The sequence below is a fragment of the Actinomycetospora atypica genome (assembly GCF_042653685.1).
Classification (GTDB): domain Bacteria; phylum Actinomycetota; class Actinomycetes; order Mycobacteriales; family Pseudonocardiaceae; genus Actinomycetospora; species Actinomycetospora atypica.
Map to the genome: position 1 here is coordinate 129,502 of NZ_JBHSIV010000010.1, position 25,167 is coordinate 154,668.

Annotated in this window: 30 protein-coding genes; 8 read left to right on the plus strand and 22 right to left on the minus strand. The window is 76.9% G+C overall.

Annotated features, from left to right (window positions below):
• Positions 1-14: 14 nt before the first annotated feature.
• The 5 genes from ACFPBZ_RS12085 to ACFPBZ_RS12105 all read right to left on the minus strand — a co-directional run bounded on the left by ACFPBZ_RS12085 (position 15) and on the right by ACFPBZ_RS12105 (position 4,773).
• Positions 15-599 (minus strand): histidine phosphatase family protein, encoded by a 585-nt coding sequence (locus tag ACFPBZ_RS12085; protein ID WP_378036295.1) that lies wholly within the window; start codon positions 597-599, stop codon positions 15-17.
• 6 nt (positions 600-605) lie between these two features.
• Positions 606-1,541 (minus strand): lysylphosphatidylglycerol synthase domain-containing protein, encoded by a 936-nt coding sequence (locus tag ACFPBZ_RS12090; protein ID WP_378036296.1) that lies wholly within the window; start codon positions 1,539-1,541, stop codon positions 606-608.
• Positions 1,538-2,272: a class I SAM-dependent methyltransferase gene (locus tag ACFPBZ_RS12095; protein ID WP_378036297.1), complete on the minus strand. Its 735-nt coding sequence runs from the start codon at positions 2,270-2,272 to the stop codon at positions 1,538-1,540. The genes ACFPBZ_RS12090 and ACFPBZ_RS12095 overlap by 4 nt, the downstream gene beginning before the upstream one ends.
• 17 nt (positions 2,273-2,289) lie before the next feature.
• Complete coding sequence (locus ACFPBZ_RS12100; RefSeq protein WP_465251514.1) at positions 2,290-3,357, minus strand: glycosyltransferase family 4 protein; 1,068 nt, start codon at positions 3,355-3,357, stop codon at positions 2,290-2,292.
• 327 nt (positions 3,358-3,684) lie between these two features.
• Positions 3,685-4,773, minus strand: coding sequence for an alcohol dehydrogenase catalytic domain-containing protein (locus tag ACFPBZ_RS12105; RefSeq protein WP_378036299.1), 1,089 nt, complete (start codon positions 4,771-4,773; stop codon positions 3,685-3,687).
• A 71-nt stretch (positions 4,774-4,844) separates the two neighbouring features.
• On the opposite strand from ACFPBZ_RS12105, the gene ACFPBZ_RS12110 reads away from it, so the two are divergent.
• Together ACFPBZ_RS12110 and ACFPBZ_RS12115 are read left to right on the plus strand one after the other, a co-directional pair.
• Complete coding sequence (locus ACFPBZ_RS12110) at positions 4,845-5,756, plus strand: LysR family transcriptional regulator (RefSeq protein WP_378036300.1); 912 nt, start codon at positions 4,845-4,847, stop codon at positions 5,754-5,756.
• A gap of 201 nt (positions 5,757-5,957) precedes the next feature.
• Positions 5,958-6,116 carry a DUF6131 family protein gene (locus tag ACFPBZ_RS12115; RefSeq protein ID WP_378036301.1) on the plus strand — a complete coding sequence of 53 codons (159 nt, stop codon included), beginning with the start codon at positions 5,958-5,960 and terminating at the stop codon, positions 6,114-6,116.
• A gap of 46 nt (positions 6,117-6,162) precedes the next feature.
• On the opposite strand, the gene ACFPBZ_RS12120 is transcribed toward ACFPBZ_RS12115, so the two are convergent.
• A complete protein-coding gene (locus tag ACFPBZ_RS12120; protein WP_378036302.1) occupies positions 6,163-6,423 on the minus strand; it encodes a hypothetical protein in 261 nt (86 codons plus the stop codon).
• Positions 6,424-6,674: 251 nt separating this feature from the next.
• Here ACFPBZ_RS12120 and ACFPBZ_RS12125 point away from each other — a divergent pair, with 251 nt between their 5' ends.
• Both ACFPBZ_RS12125 and ACFPBZ_RS12130 read left to right on the plus strand, forming a co-directional pair.
• The gene (locus tag ACFPBZ_RS12125) at positions 6,675-7,319 is read left to right on the plus strand and encodes an RNA polymerase sigma factor (RefSeq protein ID WP_378036303.1); all 645 of its coding nucleotides are present in this window, start codon (positions 6,675-6,677) and stop codon (positions 7,317-7,319) included.
• The gene (locus ACFPBZ_RS12130; protein ID WP_378036304.1) at positions 7,316-8,002 is read left to right on the plus strand and encodes an Asp23/Gls24 family envelope stress response protein; all 687 of its coding nucleotides are present in this window, start codon (positions 7,316-7,318) and stop codon (positions 8,000-8,002) included. Before ACFPBZ_RS12125 ends, ACFPBZ_RS12130 begins: the two co-directional genes overlap by 4 nt.
• Here the strand turns inward: ACFPBZ_RS12130 and ACFPBZ_RS12135 are convergent.
• Complete coding sequence (locus ACFPBZ_RS12135) at positions 7,995-8,396, minus strand: 6-pyruvoyl trahydropterin synthase family protein (protein WP_378036355.1); 402 nt, start codon at positions 8,394-8,396, stop codon at positions 7,995-7,997. The two genes, ACFPBZ_RS12130 and ACFPBZ_RS12135, sit on opposite strands and share 8 nt — an antisense overlap.
• Before the next feature lie 2 nt (positions 8,397-8,398).
• A complete protein-coding gene (locus ACFPBZ_RS12140; RefSeq protein ID WP_378036356.1) occupies positions 8,399-9,367 on the minus strand; it encodes a zinc-dependent alcohol dehydrogenase in 969 nt (322 codons plus the stop codon).
• 48 nt (positions 9,368-9,415) lie between these two features.
• On the opposite strand from ACFPBZ_RS12140, the gene ACFPBZ_RS12145 reads away from it, so the two are divergent.
• Together ACFPBZ_RS12145 and ACFPBZ_RS12150 are read left to right on the plus strand one after the other, a co-directional pair.
• Positions 9,416-11,803 carry a CDP-alcohol phosphatidyltransferase family protein gene (locus ACFPBZ_RS12145; protein WP_378036305.1) on the plus strand — a complete coding sequence of 796 codons (2,388 nt, stop codon included), beginning with the start codon at positions 9,416-9,418 and terminating at the stop codon, positions 11,801-11,803.
• Between the two features lie 278 nt (positions 11,804-12,081).
• On the plus strand, positions 12,082-13,197 hold the full coding sequence (locus tag ACFPBZ_RS12150; RefSeq protein WP_378036306.1) for a glycerate kinase: 1,116 nt from the start codon (positions 12,082-12,084) through the stop codon (positions 13,195-13,197).
• On the opposite strand, the gene ACFPBZ_RS12155 is transcribed toward ACFPBZ_RS12150, so the two are convergent.
• Positions 13,173-14,528, minus strand: coding sequence for a PQQ-dependent sugar dehydrogenase (locus ACFPBZ_RS12155; protein WP_378036307.1), 1,356 nt, complete (start codon positions 14,526-14,528; stop codon positions 13,173-13,175). The genes ACFPBZ_RS12150 and ACFPBZ_RS12155 overlap by 25 nt on opposite strands.
• 122 nt (positions 14,529-14,650) lie before the next feature.
• On the opposite strand from ACFPBZ_RS12155, the gene ACFPBZ_RS12160 reads away from it, so the two are divergent.
• Positions 14,651-15,535, plus strand: a complete 885-nt coding sequence (locus ACFPBZ_RS12160; protein ID WP_378036308.1) for a DUF2127 domain-containing protein — start codon at positions 14,651-14,653, stop codon at positions 15,533-15,535.
• Here ACFPBZ_RS12160 and ACFPBZ_RS12165 read toward each other — a convergent pair.
• Both ACFPBZ_RS12165 and ACFPBZ_RS12170 read right to left on the minus strand, forming a co-directional pair.
• The gene (locus ACFPBZ_RS12165) at positions 15,511-16,230 is read right to left on the minus strand and encodes a TetR family transcriptional regulator (protein ID WP_378036309.1); all 720 of its coding nucleotides are present in this window, start codon (positions 16,228-16,230) and stop codon (positions 15,511-15,513) included. The two genes, ACFPBZ_RS12160 and ACFPBZ_RS12165, sit on opposite strands and share 25 nt — an antisense overlap.
• A 44-nt stretch (positions 16,231-16,274) precedes the next feature.
• Positions 16,275-16,472, minus strand: coding sequence for a hypothetical protein (locus ACFPBZ_RS12170; protein ID WP_378036310.1), 198 nt, complete (start codon positions 16,470-16,472; stop codon positions 16,275-16,277).
• 162 nt (positions 16,473-16,634) lie between these two features.
• On the opposite strand from ACFPBZ_RS12170, the gene ACFPBZ_RS12175 reads away from it, so the two are divergent.
• Entirely contained in the window at positions 16,635-17,570 is a 936-nt protein-coding gene (locus ACFPBZ_RS12175; protein WP_378036311.1) for a quinone oxidoreductase family protein, read from the plus strand.
• A 10-nt stretch (positions 17,571-17,580) separates the two neighbouring features.
• On the opposite strand, the gene ACFPBZ_RS12180 is transcribed toward ACFPBZ_RS12175, so the two are convergent.
• The 11 genes from ACFPBZ_RS12180 to ACFPBZ_RS12230 all read right to left on the minus strand — a co-directional run bounded on the left by ACFPBZ_RS12180 (position 17,581) and on the right by ACFPBZ_RS12230 (position 25,005).
• A complete protein-coding gene (locus ACFPBZ_RS12180; protein ID WP_378036312.1) occupies positions 17,581-18,141 on the minus strand; it encodes a hypothetical protein in 561 nt (186 codons plus the stop codon).
• A gap of 117 nt (positions 18,142-18,258) precedes the next feature.
• Entirely contained in the window at positions 18,259-19,254 is a 996-nt protein-coding gene (locus tag ACFPBZ_RS12185; RefSeq protein ID WP_378036313.1) for an SDR family NAD(P)-dependent oxidoreductase, read from the minus strand.
• Between the two features lie 67 nt (positions 19,255-19,321).
• Positions 19,322-20,896, minus strand: coding sequence for an alpha/beta hydrolase (locus ACFPBZ_RS12190; protein ID WP_378036314.1), 1,575 nt, complete (start codon positions 20,894-20,896; stop codon positions 19,322-19,324).
• Between the two features lie 107 nt (positions 20,897-21,003).
• Complete coding sequence (locus ACFPBZ_RS12195) at positions 21,004-22,068, minus strand: ATP-dependent DNA ligase (RefSeq protein ID WP_378036315.1); 1,065 nt, start codon at positions 22,066-22,068, stop codon at positions 21,004-21,006.
• A 23-nt stretch (positions 22,069-22,091) separates the two neighbouring features.
• Positions 22,092-22,694, minus strand: coding sequence for an Asp23/Gls24 family envelope stress response protein (locus tag ACFPBZ_RS12200; RefSeq protein ID WP_378036316.1), 603 nt, complete (start codon positions 22,692-22,694; stop codon positions 22,092-22,094).
• Entirely contained in the window at positions 22,691-23,224 is a 534-nt protein-coding gene (locus ACFPBZ_RS12205) for a DUF6286 domain-containing protein (RefSeq protein WP_378036317.1), read from the minus strand. The genes ACFPBZ_RS12200 and ACFPBZ_RS12205 overlap by 4 nt, the downstream gene beginning before the upstream one ends.
• 7 nt (positions 23,225-23,231) lie before the next feature.
• On the minus strand, positions 23,232-23,660 hold the full coding sequence (locus tag ACFPBZ_RS12210) for an Asp23/Gls24 family envelope stress response protein (protein ID WP_378036318.1): 429 nt from the start codon (positions 23,658-23,660) through the stop codon (positions 23,232-23,234).
• Positions 23,657-23,836, minus strand: coding sequence for a hypothetical protein (locus ACFPBZ_RS12215; RefSeq protein ID WP_286052920.1), 180 nt, complete (start codon positions 23,834-23,836; stop codon positions 23,657-23,659). The genes ACFPBZ_RS12210 and ACFPBZ_RS12215 overlap by 4 nt, the downstream gene beginning before the upstream one ends.
• Before the next feature lie 25 nt (positions 23,837-23,861).
• Positions 23,862-24,170 (minus strand): hypothetical protein, encoded by a 309-nt coding sequence (locus tag ACFPBZ_RS12220; protein WP_378036319.1) that lies wholly within the window; start codon positions 24,168-24,170, stop codon positions 23,862-23,864.
• Positions 24,167-24,523: a hypothetical protein gene (locus ACFPBZ_RS12225; protein ID WP_378036320.1), complete on the minus strand. Its 357-nt coding sequence runs from the start codon at positions 24,521-24,523 to the stop codon at positions 24,167-24,169. Before ACFPBZ_RS12225 ends, ACFPBZ_RS12220 begins: the two co-directional genes overlap by 4 nt.
• Positions 24,520-25,005: an Asp23/Gls24 family envelope stress response protein gene (locus tag ACFPBZ_RS12230; RefSeq protein ID WP_378036321.1), complete on the minus strand. Its 486-nt coding sequence runs from the start codon at positions 25,003-25,005 to the stop codon at positions 24,520-24,522. The genes ACFPBZ_RS12225 and ACFPBZ_RS12230 overlap by 4 nt, the downstream gene beginning before the upstream one ends.
• Positions 25,006-25,167: the final 162 nt, after the last annotated feature.

Here is a 25,167-nt window from a genome sequence, read left to right on the forward strand (position 1 = left end):
ACGCTCGTCCGCCCCTACCGCAGGGACGGGAGCGCGTGGGCGGAGACGTCGTTGAAGGCGCGCAGGCGCGGCGCCGACCCCGACGTGTCGATGCGGCACACGGCGGCGTCCTCCACCCACATCCGCCACGCCACCTCGTCGCCGACCCCGAGCGCCCACGCGATCGCGGCCTTGATGGGGGAGACGTGGCTGACCACGACGACGTCGGCGTCCGCGGCGAGGTCGGCGAGGTCGTGGCAGGCCGAGCGCACCCGGGCGCCGACCTCGGCCACCGACTCGCCGCCCGCGGGGACGTGCGTCGGGTCGTCGCGCCAGGCCCGCCACCCGTCGGCGTCCAGCGCGGAGGCGGGGCGGCCGTCGAGGTCGCCGTAGTCCATCTCGATCCAGCGCTCGTCGATCTCGATCTCCGCACCGACGGCGCGGGCGGTCTCCACCGCGCGGGTCAGCGGACTGGACACCAGCCTCGTCGGGCGGGGGAGGGCCCGGGCGAGCGCCTCCGCCTGGTCACGGCCCGCCCCGCACAGCGGCGGGTCGGCGCGGCCGAGCAGCAGGCCGTGGCGGTTGGCCTCGGTCTGTCCGTGGCGCACGAGGATGAGCATCGGCGGTCAGGCTAGCGAGGGACGGGGTGCCCGGACCCCGGTCCCGGTCGGGTTCGCCGGGGTGGCCGCGGGCTGCTCGACCGACCGGCCGAACACGAGGACGACCGTTCCGGGCAGGCAGGAGACGAACGCGAGCACCCCGTAGGTGACCGCGGTGGCCAGTCCGGCCGGCGCGCCGAGGCCCGCCGCCGCGAACGCCACGGCGCTCGTCGCCTCGCGCGGGCCCCAGCCGCCCACGTTCACCGGCAGCCCCATCGCGAGCAGGGCGAGCGCCAGCAGGGGCAGCAGCACCCCGAGGGGGGCGACGGGCCCCGCCGCGACGACGAGCAGGGTGAGGTGGCCCGCGGTCGCGAGCACCGACAGCCCGACGACGGCCGGTCCGCCCCGGCCGCCGAGCCCCGCGCGGGCGTCGGCTCGCAGGGCCGACAGCGCCGTCCGGACGCGGGGCACCGGCGCGAGCCCGAGGGCCACCGCGGCGACCACCGCGACCGCCCACAGCGCGGTCCTCGGGTCGAGCAGCTCCCGGGCGGGCCCGGGCGAGGCCAGGAGGATCGCGGCGCAGACCAGCACCACGACGACCTGCCCGGCCACCCGCTCGATCACCACCGCCCGCACGCCGCGGGCCACGTCGCCGGAGCGCCGCCCGTGGTCGTAGGCGCGGTGCACGTCGCCGAGCACCCCCGCGGGCAGCACGGAGTTGAGGAACTGGGCGCGGTAGCAGTCGGCGAGCGCCCCGCGGAACCCGAGCCGCAGACCGACCCCCCGCGCGACGACCACCCACCGGGCCGCCGCCGCGGCCGTCGTCAGGAACCCGATCCCGAGCGCCGCGGCCACCGCCCCGCCCGACACCGCCCGCAGCCCGTCGGCCACCGCACCCGTGCCCACGTGCACGACGACCGCCACGACGATCCCCGCGCCCAGCGCCAGCTTCAGCAGCCTCACCGGGGCACCGCCAGGAGATCCGCGTGCCCGACGACCGCCGAGAACGGCGTGGCCAGCCGGCGCGCGAGGTGGGCGTCGGCGTCGAGGGAGGGGTCCTGCTCGGCGGCCGCGTCGAGCCGGCCGCGCAGCCACTCCTCGGCCAGCGCGCCCGGCCCGAGGCGCCAGGGGGACGGCCGGCGGTGCACCACGTAGCCCGCGCGCTCGAAGGCGGCGGCCGCGACGTCGGGGGCGTCGGGGCCGAGGAGGCCGTCGCGGCGCTGGTGGGCGTCGAAGGCCGTGGCGATCCCGGCATCGTCGGGCAGGGCGGGGTCGAGGGCGACCTCGCCGGTGACCGAGAGCGTCAGGAGCACCGCGCACCCGGCCGCGCCGCACACCGCGGCGAGCGCGTGCACCTCGGGGGCGGTGAGGAGGTCGAGCAGGGCCGAGCAGACGACGAGGTCGGCGCCGGCGAGGTCGGTGCCGAGGGCGTCACCGACGACCGCCGTGGCCGGGACGGGCAGCGACGCGGCGGCCCGGCGGGCGAGGCCGCCGTCGCGGTCGTGGACGAACCAGCGCTGGCGCTGCGGCAGCCGCGGCGCGAGCCAGCGGCCCATCGAGCCGGTGCCGCAGCCGAGGTCGCGGACCACGATCTTCCGATCTCCCAGCCACCTGGACGCCCGCTCCGCGAGCTCGATCGAGCGGGCCGCGTGGTCGGCCGGTTCGCGCAGCGCGAGCCAGTCGGGGGTGCACACCGGGGAGCCGGGTTCGCTCAGCCGGGCTCGAGGGCCCGGGCGAGCCGGTGCGAGGTCGTGGTCCACGAGGGCAGCGTGCCCCGGGCCGCCCACGCTGAGATCCTCCACCCGGAACGCAGCACCGGGTCCTCCAGCCAGCGGCGGAGCACTCCCGCGAGCGCACCAACGTTCTCAGCAGGTACCCAGGTGGCGGGCCCGGCCTCCCGGACCCCGCCCACGTCGGCGGCCACCACCGGGATGCCCCGCGCCCGCGCCTCGCTCACCACCATCCCGAACGTCTCCGCACGCGAGGGCAGCACGAGCAGGTCGGTCGCGGCCCACTCCGCCTCCAGGGCCGCGCCGGTCCGCGGGCCCGTGATCGCGAAGCGGCCGGCCAGCCCGTGCGCGGCGATCTGCGTGCGCACCCCGACGACGAACCCCGGGTCCCTCGTGAGCGGCCCCACCAGCCGGGCGGTCCACGGCCGGTCGCGGTTCCCGGCGAGCGCGGCGACGAGGAGGTCCTGGCCCTTGGTCGGGGTGAGCGCCCCCAGGCACAGCAGGCGCGGCGGGACCCCCGTGACCGTCGAACCCGGCGCGATCGGCGCCGGGTCGACGCCGGGGGAGGCGACGTGGATCCGGGCGGGGTCGACGCCGTACCCGGTGGTCAGTCGCTCCGCGGTCCAGCGGCTCGTCGTCACGATCGCCGCCGCGTGCGCGAGGGCGGCGGTCTCGAGGTCCCGGAGTTCCCGACGACGGCCCTCGGCGAGACCGAGTTCGTCGGCCAGGGGCAGGTGGACGAGCACGACGAGCCGGAGCCGGGTCGCGTGCGGCGCGAGGATCGTCGGGAAGCGGGAGGCGACGAGCCCGTCCAGCAGCACCGCGGCCTCGTCGGGAAGGCCCTCGAGGACGCGGGCGAGCGCGGCCGGGTCCCCGACCGGGACGCGGTGGACGGTGGCGGCGAGGAGGGCGAGGACCCGTCGGTCGTAGACGTTGCCGCCGCTGGGGACGTCGTCGAGGTCGTCGGGCACCACGGCATGTGGGCGGAGCCCTCGTGAGCACTTTGCGGGGCTATAACCCCCTGAAGTGCTCACGAGGGCTCGGCCCACATCAGCGCTCGGAACGGGACCAGGACCACGACGAGGAACACGAAGGCGATGGTCATGAGAGACACGGGCCGGGCCTCCGGGGATCGGGTTGCTCCCGTCGATGGTGCCCGGCGACGCGACGGTCGCACCCTCGCGGACGGGACGATCCCGACCTCATCGCTCCCGGCCAGGAACTCTCGGTGCGCTAGGAGGGCGCTGGAACCGAGTCGTCGTGACCCGGTTCGGCGACGGGCCGTCCGCCCGACGCACGGCCGGGGCGGGCTTCCATGATCAGCAGCCCCTCACGTGGCTCACCTGCCCCCTCCGAGGCACGTGAGGGTCCGTTGATCACGACGCCGACGGCCGCACCACGGTGAGCGAGAACCGCCCGCCGTCCGCGGCGGCGTGGGCGACGGCGTCGTTGACCTGCTCGAGGGGGAACCCGGTGACGGCCCACTGCGACAGGTCGAGCAGCCCCGCGTGGACGAGCTCGACGAGGCGGCGGGCTTCGTCGGGGAGGTACATCCACTGCCCGCGGACGGTCACGCTGTTGCGCATGATCCAGGGGTAGGGCAGGGCGAGGTCGTCCCCGCCGAGCATCCCGACCCCGCCCATGAGCACCACCCGCCCGTACTCGCGCACCGTCATCGCGGCCGCGCGGGCCACCGTGGCCGGGGCCTCGGGCGGGAGGAGGTCGAGGACGAGGTCGACCGGCCCCGGGGCGGCGGCCTGCATCGCGGCCCGGTCGACGTCCTCCTCGCCGGTCAGGACGACGGGCCGCACCCGGTCGCCGAAGCGGCGCACGAGGTCGTCGAGCACGGCCGTGTTCCGGCCCGGGCAGACGACGGTGCGGGCCCCCATGGCGAGCGCGACGGCCACGGCCCCGCTGCCGTAGTTGCCGGTCGCGCCGCTGACCAGCACGGTCTCGCCGGGCTGCAGGGCGCCGGCGCGCAGGCCGCCGTAGGGGACGAGACACACGACGAGGGCGCACCAGAGGTCCAGCTCGTCGTCGGCGAGGAGCCCGAGCGGGATCGCGTTCTCCGTCGGCGCCCGGAGCTGCTCGGCGAAGGACCCGTCGCCCCAGCGCCGCTGCAGGGCCAGCCCGCCGGGGCCGCGACCGCTCCAGCCCTGCAGCGTGATGTCGGGGGTCGGCCCGCCGTCGCGGGACCGGATGGTCGGGTCGACGAGGACGGCGTCCCCGACGGCGAGGTGGGTCGCGTCCGGCCCGGTCGCGCGGACCCGGCCGACGGCGCCGAGTCCGGGCACCACGGGGAGGGTCAGGGCGTAGCGGCGCTCGCCCGAGAACACCTCGTCGGCGTAGGGGAGCACCCCCGTGGCGACGACGTCGACGAGCACCTCGCCGAGCCCGAGCTCCGGGGCGGCGCGGTCGAGGAGGGTCAGGGGGGCGCCGAAGCGCTCGAGGACGGCAGCTCTCATGGACCCGACGCTAGGAGCCGGCGCGCCATTCCACGAACGACGATCGGGAAGCCCCCCTATGCTCAGCGCGCATGGAGCTCACCCTCGTCGGGCTGCGCGTGCTGCGGGAGACGGCCGAGCGCGGGACCTTCACCGCCGGGGCGCAGGCGCTGGGCTACACGCAGTCCGCGGTGTCCCGGCAGGTGGCGGCCCTCGAGCGTGCGGTGGGGACTCCGGTGTTCGAGCGGCGGCCCGACGGCCTGCGCCTCACCCGCGCGGGCCGGGTGCTGCTGCGGCGCGCCCGGACGGCGCTCGACGAGCTCGACCTCGCCGCCCGGGAGATCGACGACCGGCAGGGGTCGCGGCGGGCGCGGATCGGGGTGGTCCCGAGCGCCGGGATCGCCCTGCTGCCGCGGGTCCTCGCCGTCCTGGCCCGGACGACGCCGGAGCTGGAGGTGTCGAGCCGCGTCGCGACGACGCCCGCGCTCGTGCGCGCGGTCCGGGCCGGGACGCTCGACCTGGCCGTGGTCACGTCCCGACCGCCCCACCGCCCGCTCGACCCGGAGAGCCCGGCGCTGGTCGTCGAGACCCTGGGCGAGTCGGGGCTCCTCGTGGCGGTGGCCCTCGACGGACCCCTCGGGGAGCGGAACGCGCTCACCGTCGACGACCTCGCGGGCCACCCCTGGATCGCGACGCCGTCGCGCAGCGACGAGCCGCAGCTGGGCGTGTGGCCGAGCCTCCCGGGCCGTCCGCGGGTGCTGCACACGGCGGCCGACTGGGCGACGAAGCTCGCCCTCGTCGCCGCCGGCGCGGGCCTGACGACCGTGACCCCGCTGATCGTGCCCGCGCTGCCGGCGGGGGTCCGGGCGCTGCCGGTGCTCGACGGGCCCGCGGAGGTCCGGCGCTCGGTCGCCGTCCGCCTCCCCGACGCCGACCTCCATCCCGGGCTCGTCGAGGCGTTCGTCGAGGTCCTCGACGATCCCGCCAGCGCGACGGGGCCGTAGGCCACACGCCGGACCGCCCGAGTGAAAGGACGCGGTGTTCGACCGGGTGCCGGGTGCGCTCAGGAGCAGGTGTCGCAATTCCGGCTGAATCCGCCGATCGTGCGAATCGTCGTCGTTCCCGGAGTCGTTGGGCGGCCGCCGGGTCGGGGTGCAGTGCCCCGTCCGGCGGACCCGCAGCTCCCCGCACCCCGGAGGCATTTCGTGATCGTTCTCGGCATCATCCTGATCCTGGTGGGCTACCTGCTCCCCGTTCCCTCGATCATCGTCACCATCGGCTGGATCCTCCTGGTCGTCGGCCTGATCCTGACGATCCTCGGCGCCGTCGGCCGCGGGGTCGGCGGGCGCAAGACGTACTTCTAGGCCTTCCTCGCCGGCACCTCGGAGCGTCCGGGGTGCCGGCGCGGCGTCACTCGCCGCGCTCGACGTCCTCGACCGTGATGTGCAGGGGCCGGCCGGCGAGGAGACCGCCCAGCGTGGCCCGCAGCCGGTCCCCGGTCCCGGTCACCGAGTGCGGGATCGCGAGGACGATGTCGATCTCCACGCGGTCGTCGAACACGCGCAGCGCGCAGCGGGACGTCGGCAGGCCGCTCCCGTGGTGGTCGGCCAGGCGCGCCACGCCGGGCACGTCGAGGGCGAGCAGGCGGAGCGCGGACACGTCGATGGTCACAGCGGCTCACCTCCGTGAGGTGGCGGCCGGTCGTCGTACTGCGGTCGGGCAGGGTCGGAGGCTCTGCCCGCACGCGGGCCGGCCGGATCGGATGTCGTCGGTCGTGGGACGTCGGCGGGCCGCGGACCCTCACGGGCCGCCCCGTGTGAGAGCGCCCACCGGAACGACTGGAAGTAATTGAATAGGGCACTATCTAGTTGGTCGCGACCGGCGACCTGGGCGGGGGCTCACGCGAAGCACGAAGGAGTGCCGTGGCCTGGGTGGCAGCATCGACGCTGGACGCCGGGGGGTCCCCCGGCGGAGCGCGCCGGGAGTCCCGGGACGACGACCGGCCGGGCCGGCCGTCGTCGGGCGTCCCCGCGACCGACCCCGAGGTCGACCGGTGGCTCGCGGCGCGGGTGGTGGCCGGGGACGTGGACGCCTACGCGGAACTGCTCCGCCGCCACCGCGACCGCATCTACCGGATCGCCCTGCGCGTGCTCGGCAACGCCGCGGACGCGGACGACGTCGCCCAGGAGGTCGCCATCCAGCTGTGGACGGCGCTCTCGAGCTTCGGCGGGCGGGCGGCGTTCACCACCTGGCTCTACCGGGTGGTGGTCAACCGCTGCCTGAACCACCGTCGGGGGACGCGGCCCGAGGAGGCCCTGACCGAGGCGCACCACCCGGTGGACCCCGGCCCGGAGCGGCGCGTGCTGGCGGGCCAGGAGCTCGAGGCGGGGATGGCGGCGCTGTCCGGCCTGCCCGAGGAGCAGAGGATGGTGGTGGTCCTCGTGCAGCTGGAGGGGTTGTCCTACGCCGAGGCGGCCGGGGCGCTGAACACCTCGGAGGCGACGGTGCGGGGGCGGCTCGCCCGCGCCCGGGCGCAGCTCGTGAAGCAGATGAGGAGCTGGGAATGAGCGACCGGCAGGGATCGGCGGTGGACCTCCTCGACACCGAGGCCTCGCTGCGCTGCGGGCGCGACCCGCAACAGCTGCTCGAGCAGGTCGTCGACCGGGGGAGCGCGGCGGCCGACGGGCACCAGGCGTCGTGCCCGCACTGCCTCGCCGCCCTCGCGGAGTTCGACCGGCTCTGGAACCCGATGCGCGCGGTCGCGGCGCAGCGCCCGGGCGCGCCCCCCGGCCTGCTCGACGCGGTGCTGTCGAGCATCCGCGGGGTCAGCGAGGACACCGAGTTCGGGCGCGTGGAGAACGGGTTCGGCCACACCCGCATCTCCGGACGCGTGGTCGCGGCCATCGCCCGCCACCACGCCGCACAGGTCCCCGGCGTGCGGGTCGCGCTCGGCAAGCTCGCCGCGGCGGGCCGCCGCGACCTCGACCGCGCGGAGGACTTCCCCGAGTCGTCGATCCACGCCGCCCGGGTCGACGACATGCCGCGCCGGCCGCAGGTCAGCGTCGGGGTGGCGGGGGCCTCGACCGCCGTCGAGGTGGTGCTCGCCGCCGACTACGGCGTCGACCTCGCCCTGCTCGGCGAGCGGGTCCGGGCGGCGGTCAGCGCGGGGATCCGCACCGACACCGGGCTGGAGCCGGTCGCGGTCAGCGTGGTCGTCGACGACGTCCTGCCGCCCGCGGGCCTCAGCTGACGCTGCGCTCGTACCCCGCCCGCGCGACGTGGGACTCGTGCAGCTCCACGGCGATCGTCGCGATCTGCCGGGCGCCCTCGCCGAGGTCGCCCGCGTGGATGCGGGCGGCCAGGCGGTCGGCGATCGTGCGGGCGAGGAACTCCGTGGTGGTGTTGACCCCGGCGAACTCCGGGACCTCGTCGAGGTTGCGGTAGCGCAGGTCGGCGAGGACCTCGCCGAGCGCGGTGGTCGCCAGACCGATGTCCACGACGATGTTGTCCGCATCGAGGTCGGGGCGCCGGAAGGTGGCGTCGACGACGAAGGTCGCGCCGTGCAGCGCCTGCGCCGGACCGAACACCTCGCCGCGGAAGCTGTGGGCCACCATCACGTGGTCGCGCACCGTCACCGAGAACACCATCAACCTCCGTAGTCGACGCGCACCGCGAGCCCCGGTGCGCCGTGGTCGAGCCGGGCCATCGTCGTGGGCAGGTCCTCGAACGCGACCGTCTCCGTGACCAGCGCCTCGAAGCGGTCGTCGGCGAGCAGGCGCAGCGCGAGCGCCATCCGGTCGGCGAACGTCCACCGGGCCTGCCGCGCGGGCGACACCCGCCCGACCTGGCTCGCGCGCACCGCCAGCCGCCCGGGGTGGAAGCCCTCGCCCAGGGGCACCGTCACCGGGCGGTCGCCGTACCAGGACAGCTCGATCACCTCGCCCTCGGTGCCGAGCAGCTCGAGCGAGCGGGTGAGGCCGGCCGAGGTCGCGCTGGCGTGGAAGACGAGGTCGCAGTCGCCGAGGGCCTCGTCGGGACCGGCGAACCCGACCCCCAGCGCGCGGGCGACGTCGGTGCGGTCGACGACGTCCACCAGCTGCACCCGCGTCCCGGGCACGCCCGCGAGCAGCGCCGCGACCGCGCAGCCCACCATCCCGCCGCCGACGACGGCGATGCGGTCGCCGACCCGCGGCGCCCCGTCCCACAGGGCGTTCACCGCCGTCTCCACGGTGCCGGCGAGGACCGCCCGGCCCGGCGGCACGTCGTCGGGCACCACCGACACGGCCGCCGCCGGCACCACGAACCGCGTCTGGTGCGGGTGCAGGCAGAACACGGCCTTCCCGACGAGGCCCTCGGGCCCGCTCTCGACGACGCCGACGGCCAGGTAGCCGTACGTGACGGGCCCCGGGAAGTCGCCGACCTGGAACGGCGCCCGCATCACCGCGGCCTGGCTCTCCGGGACGCGCCCGCGATACACGAGCAGCTCGGTGCCGCGGCTGATCGCCGTTTGCGTGGTCCGCACGACGACGTCCGTGGGTCCCGGCTCGGGCAGCTCGACCGGCACGACGGCGGACTCCCCAGGACGGAGGACCTGGAACGCGCGGGCGGAGTACAGGGTTCCTCCATCACGATCGGGTCACGGCGCCGGGGAGGATCGGGGTCCATGGCCGCTCCCACGACCACTCCCGCGCCGCCCCGCGCCCCGGGGACCGGGACCCTAGCCGGGCCCCGCCTCGGCCGGCAGCTGGGCGCCGCGGGCGTCGTCGGGGTCGGGGTGCTCGTCGCGCTCTCGGGATCGGGTGGGGTGGGCGGCGTCGGCTGGCTCGGCGGCCTGCTCACCCTCGCGGTGGCCGGGGGACTGCTCGCGCGCTCGGGCGCCGCGACCCTCGGGCCCGCCGGCAGCGTCACCCTGGCTCGGACCGTGCTGGTCGCGGGGGTCGCGGGACTGGTCGTCACGCAGCTCGCCGGTGCCCCCGTGGCGACCCCGGCGCTCGTCGGGCTGACGGTGGTCGCCCTGGCGCTCGACGCGGTCGACGGGTGGGTGGCCCGGCGGACGCGGACCGCGACCGAGCTCGGGGCGCGGTTCGACATGGAGGTCGACGCCTACCTCCTGCTCCTGCTCTCGGTACACGTCGCGGCGGCCCTCGGCCCGTGGGTGCTGCTGGTGGGCGCGATGCGCTACCTGTTCGTCGCCGCGGGATGGGTGTGGCCGTGGCTGCAGGGGTCGCTGCCGGTCCGGCGCTCGGCGAAGGTCGTGGCGGCGCTGCAGGGGGTCGCGCTGGTGGTCGCGAGCGCCGGGGTGCTGCCCCGGGTGGTCGACCTCGTGCTCGTCGCGGCCGCGCTGGCGGCGCTCCTGTGGTCGTTCGGGTGCTCGGTGACCTGGCTCGCGCGGCTCCGCACGACGATGCCCGCGCCGATCCCCGCGCCGCGCCGGTCGCCGGAGCGGCGGCGGGGCCTCGTCGGGATCGCCCTGACGGCCACGGCGGCCCTCCTGCTGACCGCCGCGCTCGTGGCCCCGCGCGACCCGACCGCGCTGGAGCCCTCGGCGTACCTGCGGGTGCCGCTCGAGGGCGTCGCGGGGCTCGCCCTGCTGCTGCTCCTGCCCGGGCGGGCCCGACGACCGCTCGCCCTCGTCGCCGGGGCGCTCGTCGGGGTGTCCGCGGTGCTGACGGCCTTCGACGTCGGGTTCGTCTCGGTCCTCGCCCGCCCCTTCGACCCGGTGCTCGACGGCCCCCTGCTCGGCGACGGGCTGGGTTTCGTGGCCACCACCTACGGCGGCGCCGCGCAGGTCGGCGCCGTGGTCGCGGCGGTGCTCGTGGGGGTCCTGCTCGTCGGGGGTGCGGCGCTGGCGGCCCGGCGGGTGGTCGTGGTCGCCGCCGCGAACCACCGCGCGGCGCTGCGGAGCTGCGCGGTGCTCGGGGCGGTGTGGCTGGTGGGGGCGGTCGGCGGGCTCACCGTCGCGCCCGGGGTCCCGCTCGCGAGTGCGACGACGGCCGCGGGGACCCTCGAGCGGGCCGACCGCCTGCAGGTGGCCCTGCGCGACGCCGACGCGTTCGCCGCGGCCTCGGCCGACGACGCGTGGGCCGGACGTCCCGACCTCCTCGGTGCCCTGCGGGGCAAGGACGTGGTGGTCGCGATCGTGGAGAGCTACGGCCGCGCCGCCGTCACCGACCCCGGCCTCGCGGCCACCGTCGGCCCCGCCCTGGACGCGGGCCAGGCCCGGCTCGCGGGCGCCGGCTACGGGGCGCGGAGCGGGTTCCTGACGTCGAGCGTGGTCGGGTCGGGCAGCTGGCTCGCCCACGCCACGCTGCTCTCGGGGCTGCGGGTGGACAACCAGCAGCGCTACCGCAGCCTGACCTCGTCCGACCGGTTCACCCTGTCCGCGGCCTTCGCGCGGTCGGGCTGGGAGACAGTGGCCGTGCAGCCCGGGACCACCCGGGCCTGGCCGGAGGGCCGCTTCTACGGCTACGACCGGGCCTACGACGTGCACGCCCTCGGGTACCGCGGCCCGTCGTTCGGCTGGGCGTCGATGCCCGACCAGGTGGTGCTCGACCGCCTCGACCGGCTCGAGCTCTCCCGGCCCGACCGGGGGCCGGTCATGGCCGAGGTCGACCTCGTCTCCAGCCACGCACCCTGGACCCCGCGGCCGCGGATGGTCGACTGGGACGCCCTCGGCGACGGCTCGGTGTTCGACGGACAGGTTCCCGACGACCGCGCGGCGACCGACGCCGCCACCCGCTCCCCGGAAGAGGTGCGCGCCGACTATGCCGGGTCGGTCGCCTACACCCTCGACGCCCTGACCTCGTGGGTGCAGCGCTCCGCGGATCCGGACCTGGTGCTCGTCGTGGTGGGGGACCACCAGCCGGCGCCGCTGGTCACCGGACCCGGAGCCGGGCGCGACGTCCCGGTCTCGGTGGTGAGCCGCGACCCGGCGGTGCTCGACCGGGTCCGCGACTGGGGCACGCCCGGCCTGCGACCGGCCCCCGACGCCCCCACACAGCCGATGGAGTCCTTCCGCGACCGCTTCCTCGCGGCGTTCCAAGGCTTGTGACCGCGGTCACAGCAGACCCGGATAACGTCCGACCGGGCCGGGACGACATCGTGGGTGAACCCGGTGCCGTCAGACCCCCGACCTGACGGCCCGGGTTCTTCCACGTCCGGGCCCGACGGCGCACCGACGTGCGGGGGCCCCGCATCCGGCCGTCCCCCGACGGCGGCCGGACCCGGCGCCCCACCTACTCAGCGTAACGCGTCCGGGTGACGGCCCGTCCGCTCTCGGGCACAGCCCGACATCGACGACGTACCCCGTACCGGGGCAGGCTCACCCCCGTGCACGTGCTGATCTCGCCGGACAAGTTCAAGGGCTCCCTAAGCGCCGCCGACGTCGCCGCGGCCATCGCCCGCGCCGTCACCGCCCACGGGCACACCGCCGACCTCTGCCCCGTCGCGGACGGGGGCGACGGCACGGTGGACGTCGCGGTCGCCGCCGGGTTCACCCGCCACGCGGTCACCGCCTCCGGCCCCACCGGCGAGCCCGTGTCCAGCTCCTTCGCCCGCTCCGGCGACGACGCCGTGGTGGAGCTCGCCGACGTCTGCGGCCTGGTCCGGCTGCCCGGCGGGGTGCTGCGCCCCACCGAGGCCACCACCGTCGGGCTCGGCGAGGTGGTCGCCGCGGCCCTGGCCGACGGCGCCCGCCGCGTGGTGCTCGGGCTCGGCGGCAGCGCCTCCACCGACGGCGGCGCCGGGCTCGCCCAGGCCCTCGGCGCCCGCCTGCTCGACGCGTCCGGCTCCGAGCTGCCCCGCGGGCTCGGCGGGGGGCGGCTCACCGAGGTCGTCGCCGTGGAGCCGCCGGTGCTGCCCCCGGGCACGACGATCGAGGTGGCCTGCGACGTCGACAACCCGCTGCTCGGCCCGCACGGAGCGGCGGCGGTCTACGGGCCGCAGAAGGGCGCCGACACCGCCGAGCTGGTGGAGACCCTCGACGCCGCCCTGGCGTCCTGGGCCCGCGTGGTCGACCCGGGCGGGGTCGCCGACGAGCCCGGGGCCGGCGCCGCCGGCGGAGCGGGCTTCGGGCTCATGGCCCTGCTCGGGGCCCGCCTGCGCCCCGGCTTCGACCTGGTCGCCGAGCTGCTCGGGTTCGACGAGCGCCTCGCGCGGGCCGATCTCGTCATCACCGGGGAGGGGCGCCTCGACGCCCAGACGCTGCGGGGCAAGGGCCCGGCCGGGGTCGCGACGCGGGCCCGGGCCGCCGGGATCCCGGTCGTCGCGGTGGCCGGGCGCGTCGACCTGGACGCCGACGAGCTGGCCGGCGCGGGCATCGTCGGGACCGCGGCGCTGCTCGACCTCGAGCCCGACCTCGGCCGCGCGCAGGCGCACGCGGCCGAGCTCGTCACCCGGTGCGTCGAGCAGCTGCTGGCCGGTCAGGCCTTGGGCACGACCCGGTAGATCGCGCCGGCCTGGTCGTCGGAGACGTAGAGCGCGCCGTCGGGGCCGGTCACGGCGCCCACCGGACGTCCCCACCGCGACCCGTCGGGCGCCTGGAAACCGCCGAGGATCGTCTGCTGGTCGCCCATGCGACCGCCCGACCACGGGAAGAACGACACCTCGGGCGCCCGCGGCGACGTGCGGTTCCACGACCCGTGCACGCCGACCACGGCGCCGGCGCCGAGCCCGGGCAGCGAGGTGAAGCTGAGGCCGAGCGGCGCCGAGTGCGCCCCGAACGTCTGCTCGAGGGGGGCGAGGGTGCCGCAGTCGAGCCTCGAGCCGTCGGGGTTGGTCTCGGCGTCGCGGACGAACGGGAGGTCGCCCTGGCGCAGCGGGCTGCCGGGGACGCCCGGCTGCTCGTCGGGCTGGGGGTTGCAGTACGGCCAGCCGAGGTCGCGGCCCGGGCTCAGGGCGGCGAGCTCCTCCGGCGGGTGGTCGTTGACGTAGCCCGGGATGACCTGCCCGAACGCGTCGCCGTCCCCACCGTAGGGCTGGTGGAACGGGTAGGGGATGTTGTCGCGGTTGTTCACCGCGGTCCAGACCCGGCCGTCGGGGGCGACGGCGAGCCCGGTGCCGTTGCGGACGCCGCGGGCGAACACCTCGGGGGTGCTCGAGCCCGGCGGGACGCGCAGGATCGCGGCCCGCTGCGGGGTGGCGTCGCGGTCCTGGGGCGAGACGTTGGCGGTCGACCCCACGGAGACGTAGAGCGCCCTGTCGGGCCCCACGACGACGCTCTTCAGCGCGTGCGCGTAGGCCCCGCGCAGGTCGGGGCTCTTGTCGTCGGGCAGGCCCGGGACGACGACGCGCTGGTCGGAGACCGTCCCGTTCGCGTAGGTGAACGCGGTGACCTGGTCGCTCTCCGCCACGTAGAGCGTGGTGCCGTCGAAGGCCATCCCGTGCGGCTGGGTCAGCCCACCCACCAGCGTCGTCTGCTGCGGCGGTGCGCCGTTCGCCCCGGGGACGAGGCGGGCGACCTCGCCCGAGCCCGGCAGCGAGACCAGCATCGAGCCGTCGGGCGCCCAGATCTCCAGGCGCGCCTTCGGGACGCGGGCCCACACCGTCGCGGTCCAGCCCGCCGGCGCGAGGACCGCGCGCGGCACGTCGAAGGGCGCCGCGCCCATCCCGGCCGGGACGGTCACGCCGGTCTCGACCAGCCCGGCGGTGGTGGCCGCGACCGGCGCGGCGGCCGGGGCGCCCGCGGGGGCGGCGGCCGGGGGAGCCGGCTCGGCGGCGGTGGAGCAGGCCGTGGCCCCCACCAGGACGAGGGCGGCCAGGAGGCCCCGGAGGCCCATCGGGTGCAGTGCAGTGGGTCGTCTCATCGCGTCCACCACCCTGGACCCTCGTCGCGGTACCCACCACTCGGGGGAACGTCCGAGGGTCCCGGGCGCGGCGCCGACCGGCCTACGATCCGGCCGTGACGACCCTGGAGCCCTCGGGGCACCGACCGCCCGGCACCGTGCCCCCGGCGAGGTTCCGCCCGCGGTTGCACTACGAGCTCCTCACCTGCGGGCTGCGCGGGCACGAGCTGCTCGGCACCGACGCGGCGTCGCTCACCTCCGACGACGAGGGCTTCGACCCGGCGGTCGTCGTGCGCGAGGACGGGCCGGGGGAGCGGTGGCACCGGTGCCTGCGCTGCGACTCCTGGGTGCCGCTGCCCGCGCCCGCCGCCCCGTCGCGCCCGCGGCTGCCCACCCGCGCCGAGGTCGACCTGCCGCTGCGGGGACGGGCCCTGCGGGACCGGTTCGTCCTGCGCCTGATCGCGGTCGACCGCCTCCTGCACTTCCTCGGGCTGGCCCTCGCCGCCGTGGCGGTCTTCGTCTTCCTCGCCGACCGGCAGGCGCTGGCCGGCCCGTTCTTCGCCGTGCTCGAGTCCCTGCGCCGGACCGTCGGCCTCGGCGACGGGCTGCACGACGGCGTCGTGCGGGAGGTCACCTCCGCCTTCACGGCGTCGTCGACGGTCGTCGTGCTCGTGGGGGTGGTGCTCGCCGCGTACGCGCTGCTCGAGGGCGTCGAGGCGATCGGGCTGTGGCGCGGGCGGCGGTGGGCGGAGTACCTCACCCTCGTCGCGACCTCGCTGCTGATGGTCCCCGAGATCTACGAGCTCACGGGCCGGGTGACGCCCACCAAGGTCGTCGCGTTCGTGGTCAACGTGGCCGTCGTGGTCTACCTGCTGGTGGCCAAGCGGCTCTTCGGGCTGCGCGGAGGAGCGGCCGCCGAGCACGCCGCCCGGGCCGCCGACCAGGGCTGGGAGGTCCTGGAGCGGACGGCCCCGGATCAGGGTTCGCGGGCGCGCCGGTAGTCCTCGGCCACCGGTCGGGGCCGGGTGCGCCAGTCCGAGCCCTCCCACCTCCCGCACCAGTCGGGGGTCGTCACGATCGGCAGCAGCCCCTCCCAGGACTCGCTCATCCGGACCCAGAGGTCGTCGGGCCCCTGGGCGAGGCCGAAGTGCCCCGACGCCATGGCCACTACCGCACGCCCCGCCCGGAGGGGGTCCACGTGCGCGATGAGCAGACCGGCGGCGTGGGCCTCCCGCAGCAGCGTGACGGTGTTGCTCTCCCAGGCCGCGAGCCAGTTCGTCTGCATCTCACGCAGCTCGGGCTCCTGCAGCGCGCTGCTGATGCCGCGCACCAGGGGGTCGTACATCCAGCGGCCGACGTAGGCGTCGGTCTCCACGAGCAGCTGCCACAGGGGATCGAGGCCGCGACCGCCGATCTCGGCGAAGAGCGCCGAGCAGGACCGCTCCACCTCGTCCAGGAGGGCCTCGGCGAGGGCCAGTTTGCTGCGGAAGTGGAAGTAGAGCGCGCCCTTGGTCAGTCCGGCGGCCTCGAGGATGTCCGAGAGCGCGGCGCCCCGGTACCCGTGGGTGTCGAACTGGGCGGCCGCGGCGAGCAGGAGGCGGCGCCGGGTGCGGCGCGTCCGGTCGCCGACCGCGTCGTCGGTCCAGCGGGACACGGGGATCGTGATGTCCGGCGTCGTCGGTGGCGGCGGCGTCACGACGGGCATCGTACGGATCCGGACGATCCGGGTCGCCAGGCCCGTCACCGGCGCAGGGCGTGCCGGGGCCCGGTCTCCCGCCGCGGCGGGGCGGCGGGGGCGCGGTGGGCGCCGGAGAACGAGAGCATCGACGGGGTGCCCTCCGGGTCGCCCGCGTCGGTCTCGTCGGTGTCGTCGACCTTGCGCCACCGCCGGTCCACCTCGTCGAAGATCGGGGTGGCGGACTCGCGGTACGACGACATGGCGCGCGAGGCTGCCAGCCCGGTCCGACGCCGCCGGGCCGGACCCGGCGGCGTCACCGGATCGGTCGGCCGGGATTCGCCCGGTCGGGAGACTCACACGGCCGACCCCGTCGGAACACCGTCTCGCGAGCGGGGCGTTGGCCCGGCATGCGCGCAGTCGGAGTGACGGAGTTCGGAGGGCCCGAGGCCCTCGAGATCGTCGACCTGCCCGATCCGCAGGCGGGTCCGGGCCAGGTGCTCGTCGAGGTGGCCGCGGCCGCGGTGAGCCCCACCGACACCTTCATCCGCAACGGGGCCCGGGCGGAGGCGCTGCGCAAGGACCCGCCGCCCTACGTGCCGGGGATGGACGTCGCGGGCACGGTCGCCGCGCTCGGGGAGGGCACCGACGACAGCGGGCTCGCGGTCGGCGACCGGGTCATGGGCATCGTCGTGCCCACCGGGTCGCACGGCGGCTACTCCTCCCGGATCGCGCTGCCCGTCGGCTCGGTGGTCCCGGCCCCGCGGGGCGTGAGCGACGCCGAGGCAGCCACGCTGCCGATGAACGGCCTCACCGCGCGGCTGGTGCTCGACGTGCTCGACCTGCCGGCCGGCGCGACCCTGGCGGTCACGGGCGCGGCGGGCGCCTTCGGCGGCTACGTGGTGCAGCTCGCGAAGGCCGACGGCCTGCGGGTGGTGGCCGACGCGGCCCCGGCCGACTCCGAGCTCGTCTCCTCCCTGGGCGCCGACGTCGTCGTCGCCCGCGGGGAGGGTGTCGCCGACCGGATCCGCGAGGCGGTCGGTGAGGGCGTCGCCGCGATCGCGGACGGGTCGGTGCAGGGGGACGAGCTGGTGGGGGCCCTCGCCGACGGAGGTCGCATCGCGACGGTCCGCGGCTACGGCGGGCCCGAGGGCGGCAGCGGGCGCGGGATCACGTGGCACCCGGTGTGGGTCCGGGACTACGCCGAGAACCGGGCCGCGCTCGACCGGCTGCGGGAGCAGGCCGAGAAGGGCGAGGTGACGCCGCGGGTCGCGGCGGAGATCCCGGCCGAGCAGGCGGCCGAGGCGCACCGGCGGCTCGAGGCAGGCGGCGTGCGCGGGCGCCTGGTCATCACCTTCTGACCGGCGCCGGCTAGAAGGTCGGCAGGACCGCGACCACGAGCAGCGCCGCGAGCCCGATCAGCATCCCGGCCGCCGCGACCCCGCGACGGACCGGGCCGCGCGCCCCGGCGATCCCGACGACCAGGGCCAGGACCCCGACGCCGAGCGCCACGTAGGTGTCCCACGACAGCGACATGGTGCCGAACGCCAGGGGCCGCAGGCTGACCAGCAGGGCGAGGACCCCGAGGACGACCGACGCCGCCGCGGCGGGATTGCCGGTCGGCTCCGGGTCGTCCTGGTCGTCGAGCGGGACCCAGCCCGTGCCCGGATGGCCCGGCCCGCCCTGCGCGGGGATGCCGGGCCGGGGGGCGGCCGGGTAGGGGCCGCCGGTGAACTGCCCGGCGGGGAACCGGCCGGAGGGGACGGGGCCGCCGTAGGGGCCCGTGGCGTACGGACCGGTGGGGTACCGGGCGCCGGGGAACGGGGCGGGCTGCGGCAGGGGTCGGGGTCCCGTGGCGTACGGACCGGTGGCGGGCCCGTGGCCCGCCCGGTCCTGCTGTCCGGTCCCGCCGGTGTCGGTGTCCTGGCTCATCCGTGTGCCCCCGAGGCGACTGGCCCCCGCGTCGTCGCAGGGCTCTCGTCGGGCGAATCGCTGCGCGACGCGGCGGCGTTAACCACCGCCGCGTAACGATGCACGGACGAGTGGGTGTCAGACGGGGCGGGCGCTCCCGGTCGCGTCGACGCAGAGCGTCCACAGGGCCGCGCGCGCGGCCGCGGGCTCCTCCCCGCCGGGCAGGTAGTGCGTCGGGCGGGGTGCGCGGTCGTGCCAGAACACCCCGCTGCAGCGGCCGGGCTCGCGGTCGGTCTGCAGCCACACCGCGGTGTCGGCGCCCTGGGCGGCGGTGCGCAGCAGGGGCGCGGTGAGGCGGCGGAAGCCGGGCAGGGAGTCGGCGACCCCGGGGGTGTCGGCCCAGCCCGGGTGCATGCTGTGCACGACGACGCCGGCGGCCGCCAGGTCGTCGGCGAGCAGCTCGGCGAGCACCACCTGCATCCGCTTGGTGCGGGCGTAGGCCGCACCGCCGGAGTAGCGGCCGCCGGTGAACTCGGGGTCGTCGGTGCGCAGCGCGGCGGTGTACATGCCGCCGGAGGACACGAACACCACGCGGGCCGGCTCGCCGGGCCGGTCGGGCGGCGAGCCGGCCCGCAGCAGCGGGAGCAGCTCGCGGGTCAGCAGGAACGGGCCGAGCACGTGGGTGGCGAGGCAGAGTTCGTGGCCCTCGTCGGTCTCGGTGCGCCCGGCGGGCAGCACCCCGGCGTTGTGCACCAGGCCGTGCAGCGCGAGCAGCCGGTCGCGGGCGTCGAGGGCGTAGCGCCGCACGTCGGCGAGGCTGGAGAGGTCGCAGCGCGCCACCGTCACCTGCGCCCCGGGGTGGCGCACGAGGATCTCGGCCCGGGCGGTCTCGCCGCGCCCGCGGTCGCGCACCACGAGCTCCACCGCGGCGCCCAGCCCGGCCAGTCCGATCGCGGTCGCGGTGCCGAGGCCCGAGCTCGCTCCCGTCACCGCGATGGTCCGGCCCGCCAGCGCCCCCGGGGGCGTCGCGGCCCATCCCGCCGACCGGGCGAGGTAGCCGAGCCTGGAGTAGCCGGGGACGACGAGGCGGTCGAGCGCGGCGTCGACGAGTCGCGGGAGTCGCGGCAGGGGCACCCGCCCAGGTTACGGGAGCCGGTGCCCGACGATCATGGGAGTCGATCTTCCTCCCGGGTCGGCCGCCTCAGGGTGGGCAGACCGTCTCCTCCCGCGGCACGTTCTCGCGCAGCAGGAAGTCGCCCACCACCGTGGAGATGCACGGGGTCGCCGGGTAGGCGCCGTGGCCGGCTCCCAGCCACGACACCAGGACCGCGCCCTGCATCCCGGCCGCCACGCGCTGGGACTCGACGAGGGGGACCACGGGGTCGGCGTCGGTCCCGAGCAGCAGGGTGGGCAGCGCCGTCCCGGAGAACGGGGCGGGGGCCTCGGTGGGCACCGGCCACGAGGAGCAGACCAGCGACCGCTGCGCGAACCAGCCGCCGAACACGGGGTCGGTACCCGCCGCCCGGGCCGACGCGGCCGCGACCTGGTCGACGGTCGGGCGCTCGGCGCGGTCGTTGCAGTCGGCGACCACCTGCAGGTCGAACCCGCCGTCCTCGTTCTCCCGGGCGTCGGCCCGGGCCAGGACCGGGGCCGGGTCGCCGCGGCGGGCGGCCGCGAGGGCGGCGCCCAGGGCGGGCCACGAATCGGGGTCGGCGAGGCCGTCGACCAGGACCGACACGGCGGTGCCGGCCGTGACCTCCCGGCCCGGGACGAACCCGGTGGCCGCCGGGCTCGCCGGCAGCGGGGAGCGGCGCAGGGAGGCGACGAGGTCGGTGACCGCGCCCTTCGGGTCGGTCCCCAGCCCGCAGCCGCCGGTCCCGGCGCACGCCGTGGCGAAGGCGTCGAGCGCCCGGCGGGCCGCGTCGGCGCGCTGGTCGGCGTGCACGCCGTCGGGCGCGGTGGGGTCGGGCAGGCCGTCGAGGACGAGCCGTCCCTGCTGGTCGGGGTGGGCCTGGGCCCAGCGCGCGAGGGTCGCCGCGCCGGCGCCGAGCCCCACGGCGTGCAGCCGGGCGGCCCCGAGTGCCCGGCGGACCTCGTCGAGGTCGTCGGCGTCGGTGGCGGTGTCGAACTCGGTGAGGGAGTCCTCGAGCAGCTGCGAGCAGGTCCGCGCGGCGGTGCCCGCGGCCGCGGCGAGCGGGGCGAGCGCGACGGGGTCGGCCGCGGCCGGGTCGGCGTCGTCGATCGCGGCGCGCGTGGTGGGGGTGATGCAGTCGACCGCCGCGCCGGTCGCGCCCCGGACGTCGACGCCGTAGAGGGCGCGGCCCTCGAGCAGCTCGGCCGGTCCCCGCGCGGCGAGCCGGAGGGCCTCCTGCGTGCCCGTCCGGCGGCCCGGGTCGCCGAGCACGGCGATCGGCACGACGGGCCCCACGGGGGCGGGGCCCAGGGTCACCCGGGTGACGTCGACCTCGGAGGCCGACGTGGACGACCCGCCGCTGCCGGCCCCGCCCACCGGCACCGACGCGCAGCCCAGGCGCAGGTCGCGCCCGCCCAGGGCCGCGGCGCCGCCGAGCCGGGACAGCAGCGCGGCGGTGCAGTCGACGAAGTCGACCTTCGGACTGCTCGGGACCAGCGGCGGCAGCACCGGGGGCGGCGGGGGAGCGGCGCCCGACGACGGGGGCGCCGCGGCGGGCTCGTCGCTGTTCACGGTGGCCACCGGGGGCCGCTGGCTCGGGCCGACGGCACATCCCGCGAGCAGTGCCGCGACGAGCACGACCACGACGCACAGGGCGGAGCGGATGGCGGGAACCTCTTCGTGATCGTCGGCGTGTGTCGGGACCGATGATGCCCCGCCGGGTCGTCGCCCCCCGGTGAGGCCCGGGCGCGTCAGCCCGGAGGGAGGATCTGGGCGAGGTCGAAGCTGACCGGCCGCTCGAGCTGGTCGTAGGTGCACGACGACGGGTCGCGGTCGGGGCGCCAGCGCACGAACTGGGTGGTGTGCCGGAACCGCTCGCCCTCGAGGTAGTCGTAGCGGACCTCGACGACCCGCTCGGGCCGCAGCGGGACGAACGAGAGGTCCTTGCCGGCGTTCCAGCGGCTCGTCTCGTTCTTGCGCGGCGTCCGCTCGCCCTGCTCGTGGGCCGCCCAGTTCCACGGGTGCTCGTCGAACGTCGTCACCAGCGGCTGCAGCTCGGCCATCAGCTCCCGGCGCCGCGCCATGGTGAACGCCCCGACCACGCCGACCGAGGCGAGCGTGCCCCCGGCGTCGTAGAGCCCCAGCAGCAGCGACCCGAGGGCGTCCGGCCCGGACTTGTGGACGCGGTAGCCGGCGACCACGCAGTCGGCGGTGCGCTCGTGCTTGATCTTGCTCATCACCCGCTTGTCGGGCTGGTAGAGCAGGTCGGGCTTCTTCGCGATCAGCCCGTCGAGCCCGGCGCCCTCGAAGCGCACGAACCAGTCGCGGGCCTCGTCGTGGTCGGTGGTCATCGGCGTGACGTGGATCGGGGCCGTGTTCGCCAGGGCCCCCTCGAGCGCCGCCCGCCGCTCGGCGAAGGGGCGGCGGGTGAGGTCGTCGTCGCCGAGGGCGAGCAGGTCGAACGCCACCACGCTCGCGGGCGTCTGCTCGGCGAGCATCGTCACCCGCGAGACCGCGGGGTGGATGCGCTGCTGGAGCGCCTCGAAGTCGAGGCCGTGCCCGTCGGCGCTCGCGACGATGATCTCGCCGTCGAGGACGCACCGGGGCGGGAGGTGCTCCTTGAGCGCCTCCACGACCTCCGGGAAGTACCGCGTCATCGGCTTGGTGTTGCGGCTGCCGATCTCCACCTCGTCGCCGTCGCGGAACACGATGGCCCGGAAGCCGTCCCACTTGGGCTCGTAGCACTGGCCGGCGGGCACGTCCTTGACCGGCTTCGCCAGCATCGGCAGTACCGGCGGCATCACGGGCAGGTCCACCGCGTCAGTCTGCCCGAGCGGTGCTAGCGCACCCGAGGGGAGTGGGCGGCGGCCGCGTCGAGCTCGAGCCGGACCGCGGTCGGCAACGCGTCGACCGCGAACGCCTGCCGGGCCCGGGCGAGCACCCGGCCGTCGAGGTCGGCCCACACGTCGCGGACGTCGGTGCCCTCCACGAGCCACAGCGACATCCGCAGGGCCGGCTTCCGCTCGGTGCCCACGAGCCGGACCCGCGCCCGGCTCACCCCGTCGATCGCCTCGGCGTCGCCGCGGATGGCGTCGGCGATGGCCGAGTGCTCCACGGTGAGGCGCTGCCCGGGGGCGTCGGAGAGCAGCACGTCGGGGCGCGGTTCGGGACGCAGCGACCGGACGGCCCAGATCAGCCCGATCACGAGCAGCACGATGCCGGCGGCGATCGCGATCCACCGCGTGAGGTCGGCGTGCCCCGACACCCAGTCGCTGATCAGGGGGTCGATGAGCGGTCGGTCGGCCCGGTTGCTGCCGAACACGCCGGCGCCGAGGAGGACGACGAGCACGCCCAGGGCGAGCAGGACGAGCCCGGACAGGACGACGAGCGTGCGGTCGCCGGCGGCGGAGCGGGCGACGGCGGCGCGGGAGCGGCGGCTCACTTGACCCCCTTGGTGGCGGCGACGGAGACGGAGACCCGAGGGCGGCGGGCGAGCGGGAGGCGGGTGAGGGCCGCGTCGACCCGCTCCCGGACCGCGGTGCGCACCTCGTCGGGCGGGTCGAGGGTGCCGGCCTTGACGACGATCTTCTTCTGCGAGGCGACCACCGACGCCGACACGACGTCGGCGTGCGAGCGCACCTCGTGGCCCACGGCGCGGGCCACCGAGCGCGGGGACGTGGTCACCGTGACCTCGGGGACCGGCTCGGTGAGGACCACGTCGTGGCGGCGGGCGACGAGCCCGACGAGCATCACGAGCAGGCCGACCACCGCGATGCCGATCGCGACGCCCCGGGTGACGCCCGAGGACCACGCCAGCCCGGCCACGGCAGCCTGCCAGGTCGGCCACGGCACGAGCAGCGGCGAGGAGGTGGGGACCAGCCAGGCCGTGACCACCTCGACGGCGGTCACCGCCCCGACGGCCGCGATCAGCAGGCCCAGCAGCGGCGAGACCAGCCGCAACAGGAAGCGCACCGGAGGTTCACTCCACCCGAGTGGTCGGGGCCGGGGGACCGGCCGGGACGGTGAGGGCCGAGACGGTGACGTCGAGCGAGCGCACGGCGTACCCGGTGAGGGTCTGCACGCGCTCGCGGACGTTGCCGCGGACGGCCTCGACGGTGAGGGCGATCGGGGCCGGGTAGGCGAGCGGGACCTCGAGGCGCAGGTCGACCTGGTCGCCGTAGCCGGACACCTTGGCGGTGGCGCCCGCCTCGCCGAGCCCGACCCCGACGACGCGGCGCTCGGTGCGGACCGTCCCCTCGGTGGAGTCGGCGGCGTGCTCGGCGATCCGGCGGACCACACCCAGGGCGACGTGCAGGCTGCCCCGGTCGCCGGCCTCGTCGGGAGCCGTGGCCTGTCCCGACGCGACCACCGGCACCGGCGTGGTCGCGTCGGTGGCGGGGGTGCTCATCGGTCGCGGCCGCGGCCGGTGAACTGCGTGAGGTCGAGCTCGCCGTCGAGGACCCGGCCGACGACGAGGCCGAGGATGCCGAGCACGAGGGCGATGAAGAAGCCGACGAGGCCGCCGGCGGCGGCGGCGACGCCGAGCAGGAGGCCGACGAACAGGCCGGCCGTGGTGGCGCTCATGGGAGAGACCCTCCTGGGAGTGGGGCTAGACGACCCGGCGCGTGCGCACCGGGTTGAGGGGCGCGCGGTCGAGCCAGCGCCGCCCGGCCCGCAGGGTGCGGGGCAGGACGTGGCCGGAGACCGCGACGATCGGGGCGTCGAGCCGCGGGTCGTCGTCGGCGATCAGCGGGCGGCCGGGCGTGGCCGTCGCCTCGAGGGGCGAGCGTCCCGCCCGGAACGCCTCGAGCCCGCGACGGAAGACCTCCGGGTCGCCGCCGACGTCGGGGTGGTGACGTCGGACGAACGCCCGGAACTCGGACAGTCGCGAGCTCGCGGCCGTGTAGGGCGTGGTCACGGGGCCTCGACGTCGGTGACGACGACGTCGACACGCCGCGCCCCGGTCTCGGCCGCGACGAGCATCCGCAGGGCCTGGGCCGTGGGGCGGACCCGGGCGCCGAGCCGCAGGACCACGCTGATGCGGGCCGGTTCGTCGCCCTCGCCGAGCGCGACCCCGAGGAGGCGGCGGCCGGGCAGGTAGGTCGCGACGGCCCCGAAGGTCCCGCCGGAGAGGCGGACGACGTCGGGGTGGGCGAGCAGGGCGCCGGCGACCCGCTCGGGCAGCGACCCGCGCCCGGGCGCCTCGGCACCGCCGGGAGAGGTCGCGCGGAGACCCGGGGCGGACGCCGGGATCCCGCCGGGCGCGCTCACTCGACCCGCGAGGTGGACGTGGGCGCGGGGGCGGGGTCGGACTCGTCGCCGGGCATGTGGATGTCGTTGACCGCGATGTTGACCTCGATCACCTCGAGGCCGGTCATCTGCTCGACCGCGCCGATGACGTTGCGGCGCACGGCCCGGGCGAGCTCCACGATCCCGGCGCCGTACTCGACGACGATGTCCAGGTCGATGGCGGCCTGCTTCTCGCCGACCTCGACCTGCACGCCCGCGGACTGCGAGGTGCCGGAGCCGCCGGGGATGCGCTCGCGGATCGCGCCGAAGGCGCGGGAGACGCCGCCGCCCATCGAGTACACGCCCGAGACGTCGCGCGCGGCGATGCCGGCGATCTTCTGGACGACGCCCGAGGCGATGGTCGTCTTGCCCTGGCCCGAGTCGTCCGCGAGCCGGGCGGGGGTCGGGCCGCCGGTGCGGGGCGCGGCCGGGGTGGTCGTGCCGGAGTCGGAAGGGGTCGTCATGTGAGGGCGCTCCTCTGCGCTGATCTGCCGTGGAGGTTCGTCGGTCGCGACACGGGTGTCCGCCGTGGGCGGCCGACTACCCCTGGGACGTCGCCCGGCGCCGGACCGTCACGCTTTCTCACCCGAACGGACCACGCGGCCCGCGCGAGCCGGGCGACCGGC

Coding starts and splice junctions, on each gene's coding strand:
- ACFPBZ_RS12085 (WP_378036295.1), bottom strand. CDS start 599: ATGCTCATCCTCGTGCGCCACGGACAGACCGAGGCCAACCGCCACGGC.
- ACFPBZ_RS12105 (WP_378036299.1), bottom strand. CDS start 4,773: ATGAGAGCTGCCGTCCTCGAGCGCTTCGGCGCCCCCCTGACCCTCCTC.
- ACFPBZ_RS12110 (WP_378036300.1), top strand. CDS start 4,845: ATGGAGCTCACCCTCGTCGGGCTGCGCGTGCTGCGGGAGACGGCCGAG.
- ACFPBZ_RS12130 (WP_378036304.1), top strand. CDS start 7,316: ATGAGCGACCGGCAGGGATCGGCGGTGGACCTCCTCGACACCGAGGCC.
- ACFPBZ_RS12145 (WP_378036305.1), top strand. CDS start 9,416: ATGGCCGCTCCCACGACCACTCCCGCGCCGCCCCGCGCCCCGGGGACC.
- ACFPBZ_RS12155 (WP_378036307.1), bottom strand. CDS start 14,528: ATGGGCCTCCGGGGCCTCCTGGCCGCCCTCGTCCTGGTGGGGGCCACG.
- ACFPBZ_RS12170 (WP_378036310.1), bottom strand. CDS start 16,472: ATGTCGTCGTACCGCGAGTCCGCCACCCCGATCTTCGACGAGGTGGAC.
- ACFPBZ_RS12180 (WP_378036312.1), bottom strand. CDS start 18,141: ATGAGCCAGGACACCGACACCGGCGGGACCGGACAGCAGGACCGGGCG.
- ACFPBZ_RS12210 (WP_378036318.1), bottom strand. CDS start 23,660: ATGAGCACCCCCGCCACCGACGCGACCACGCCGGTGCCGGTGGTCGCG.
- ACFPBZ_RS12215 (WP_286052920.1), bottom strand. CDS start 23,836: ATGAGCGCCACCACGGCCGGCCTGTTCGTCGGCCTCCTGCTCGGCGTC.
- ACFPBZ_RS12230 (WP_378036321.1), bottom strand. CDS start 25,005: ATGACGACCCCTTCCGACTCCGGCACGACCACCCCGGCCGCGCCCCGC.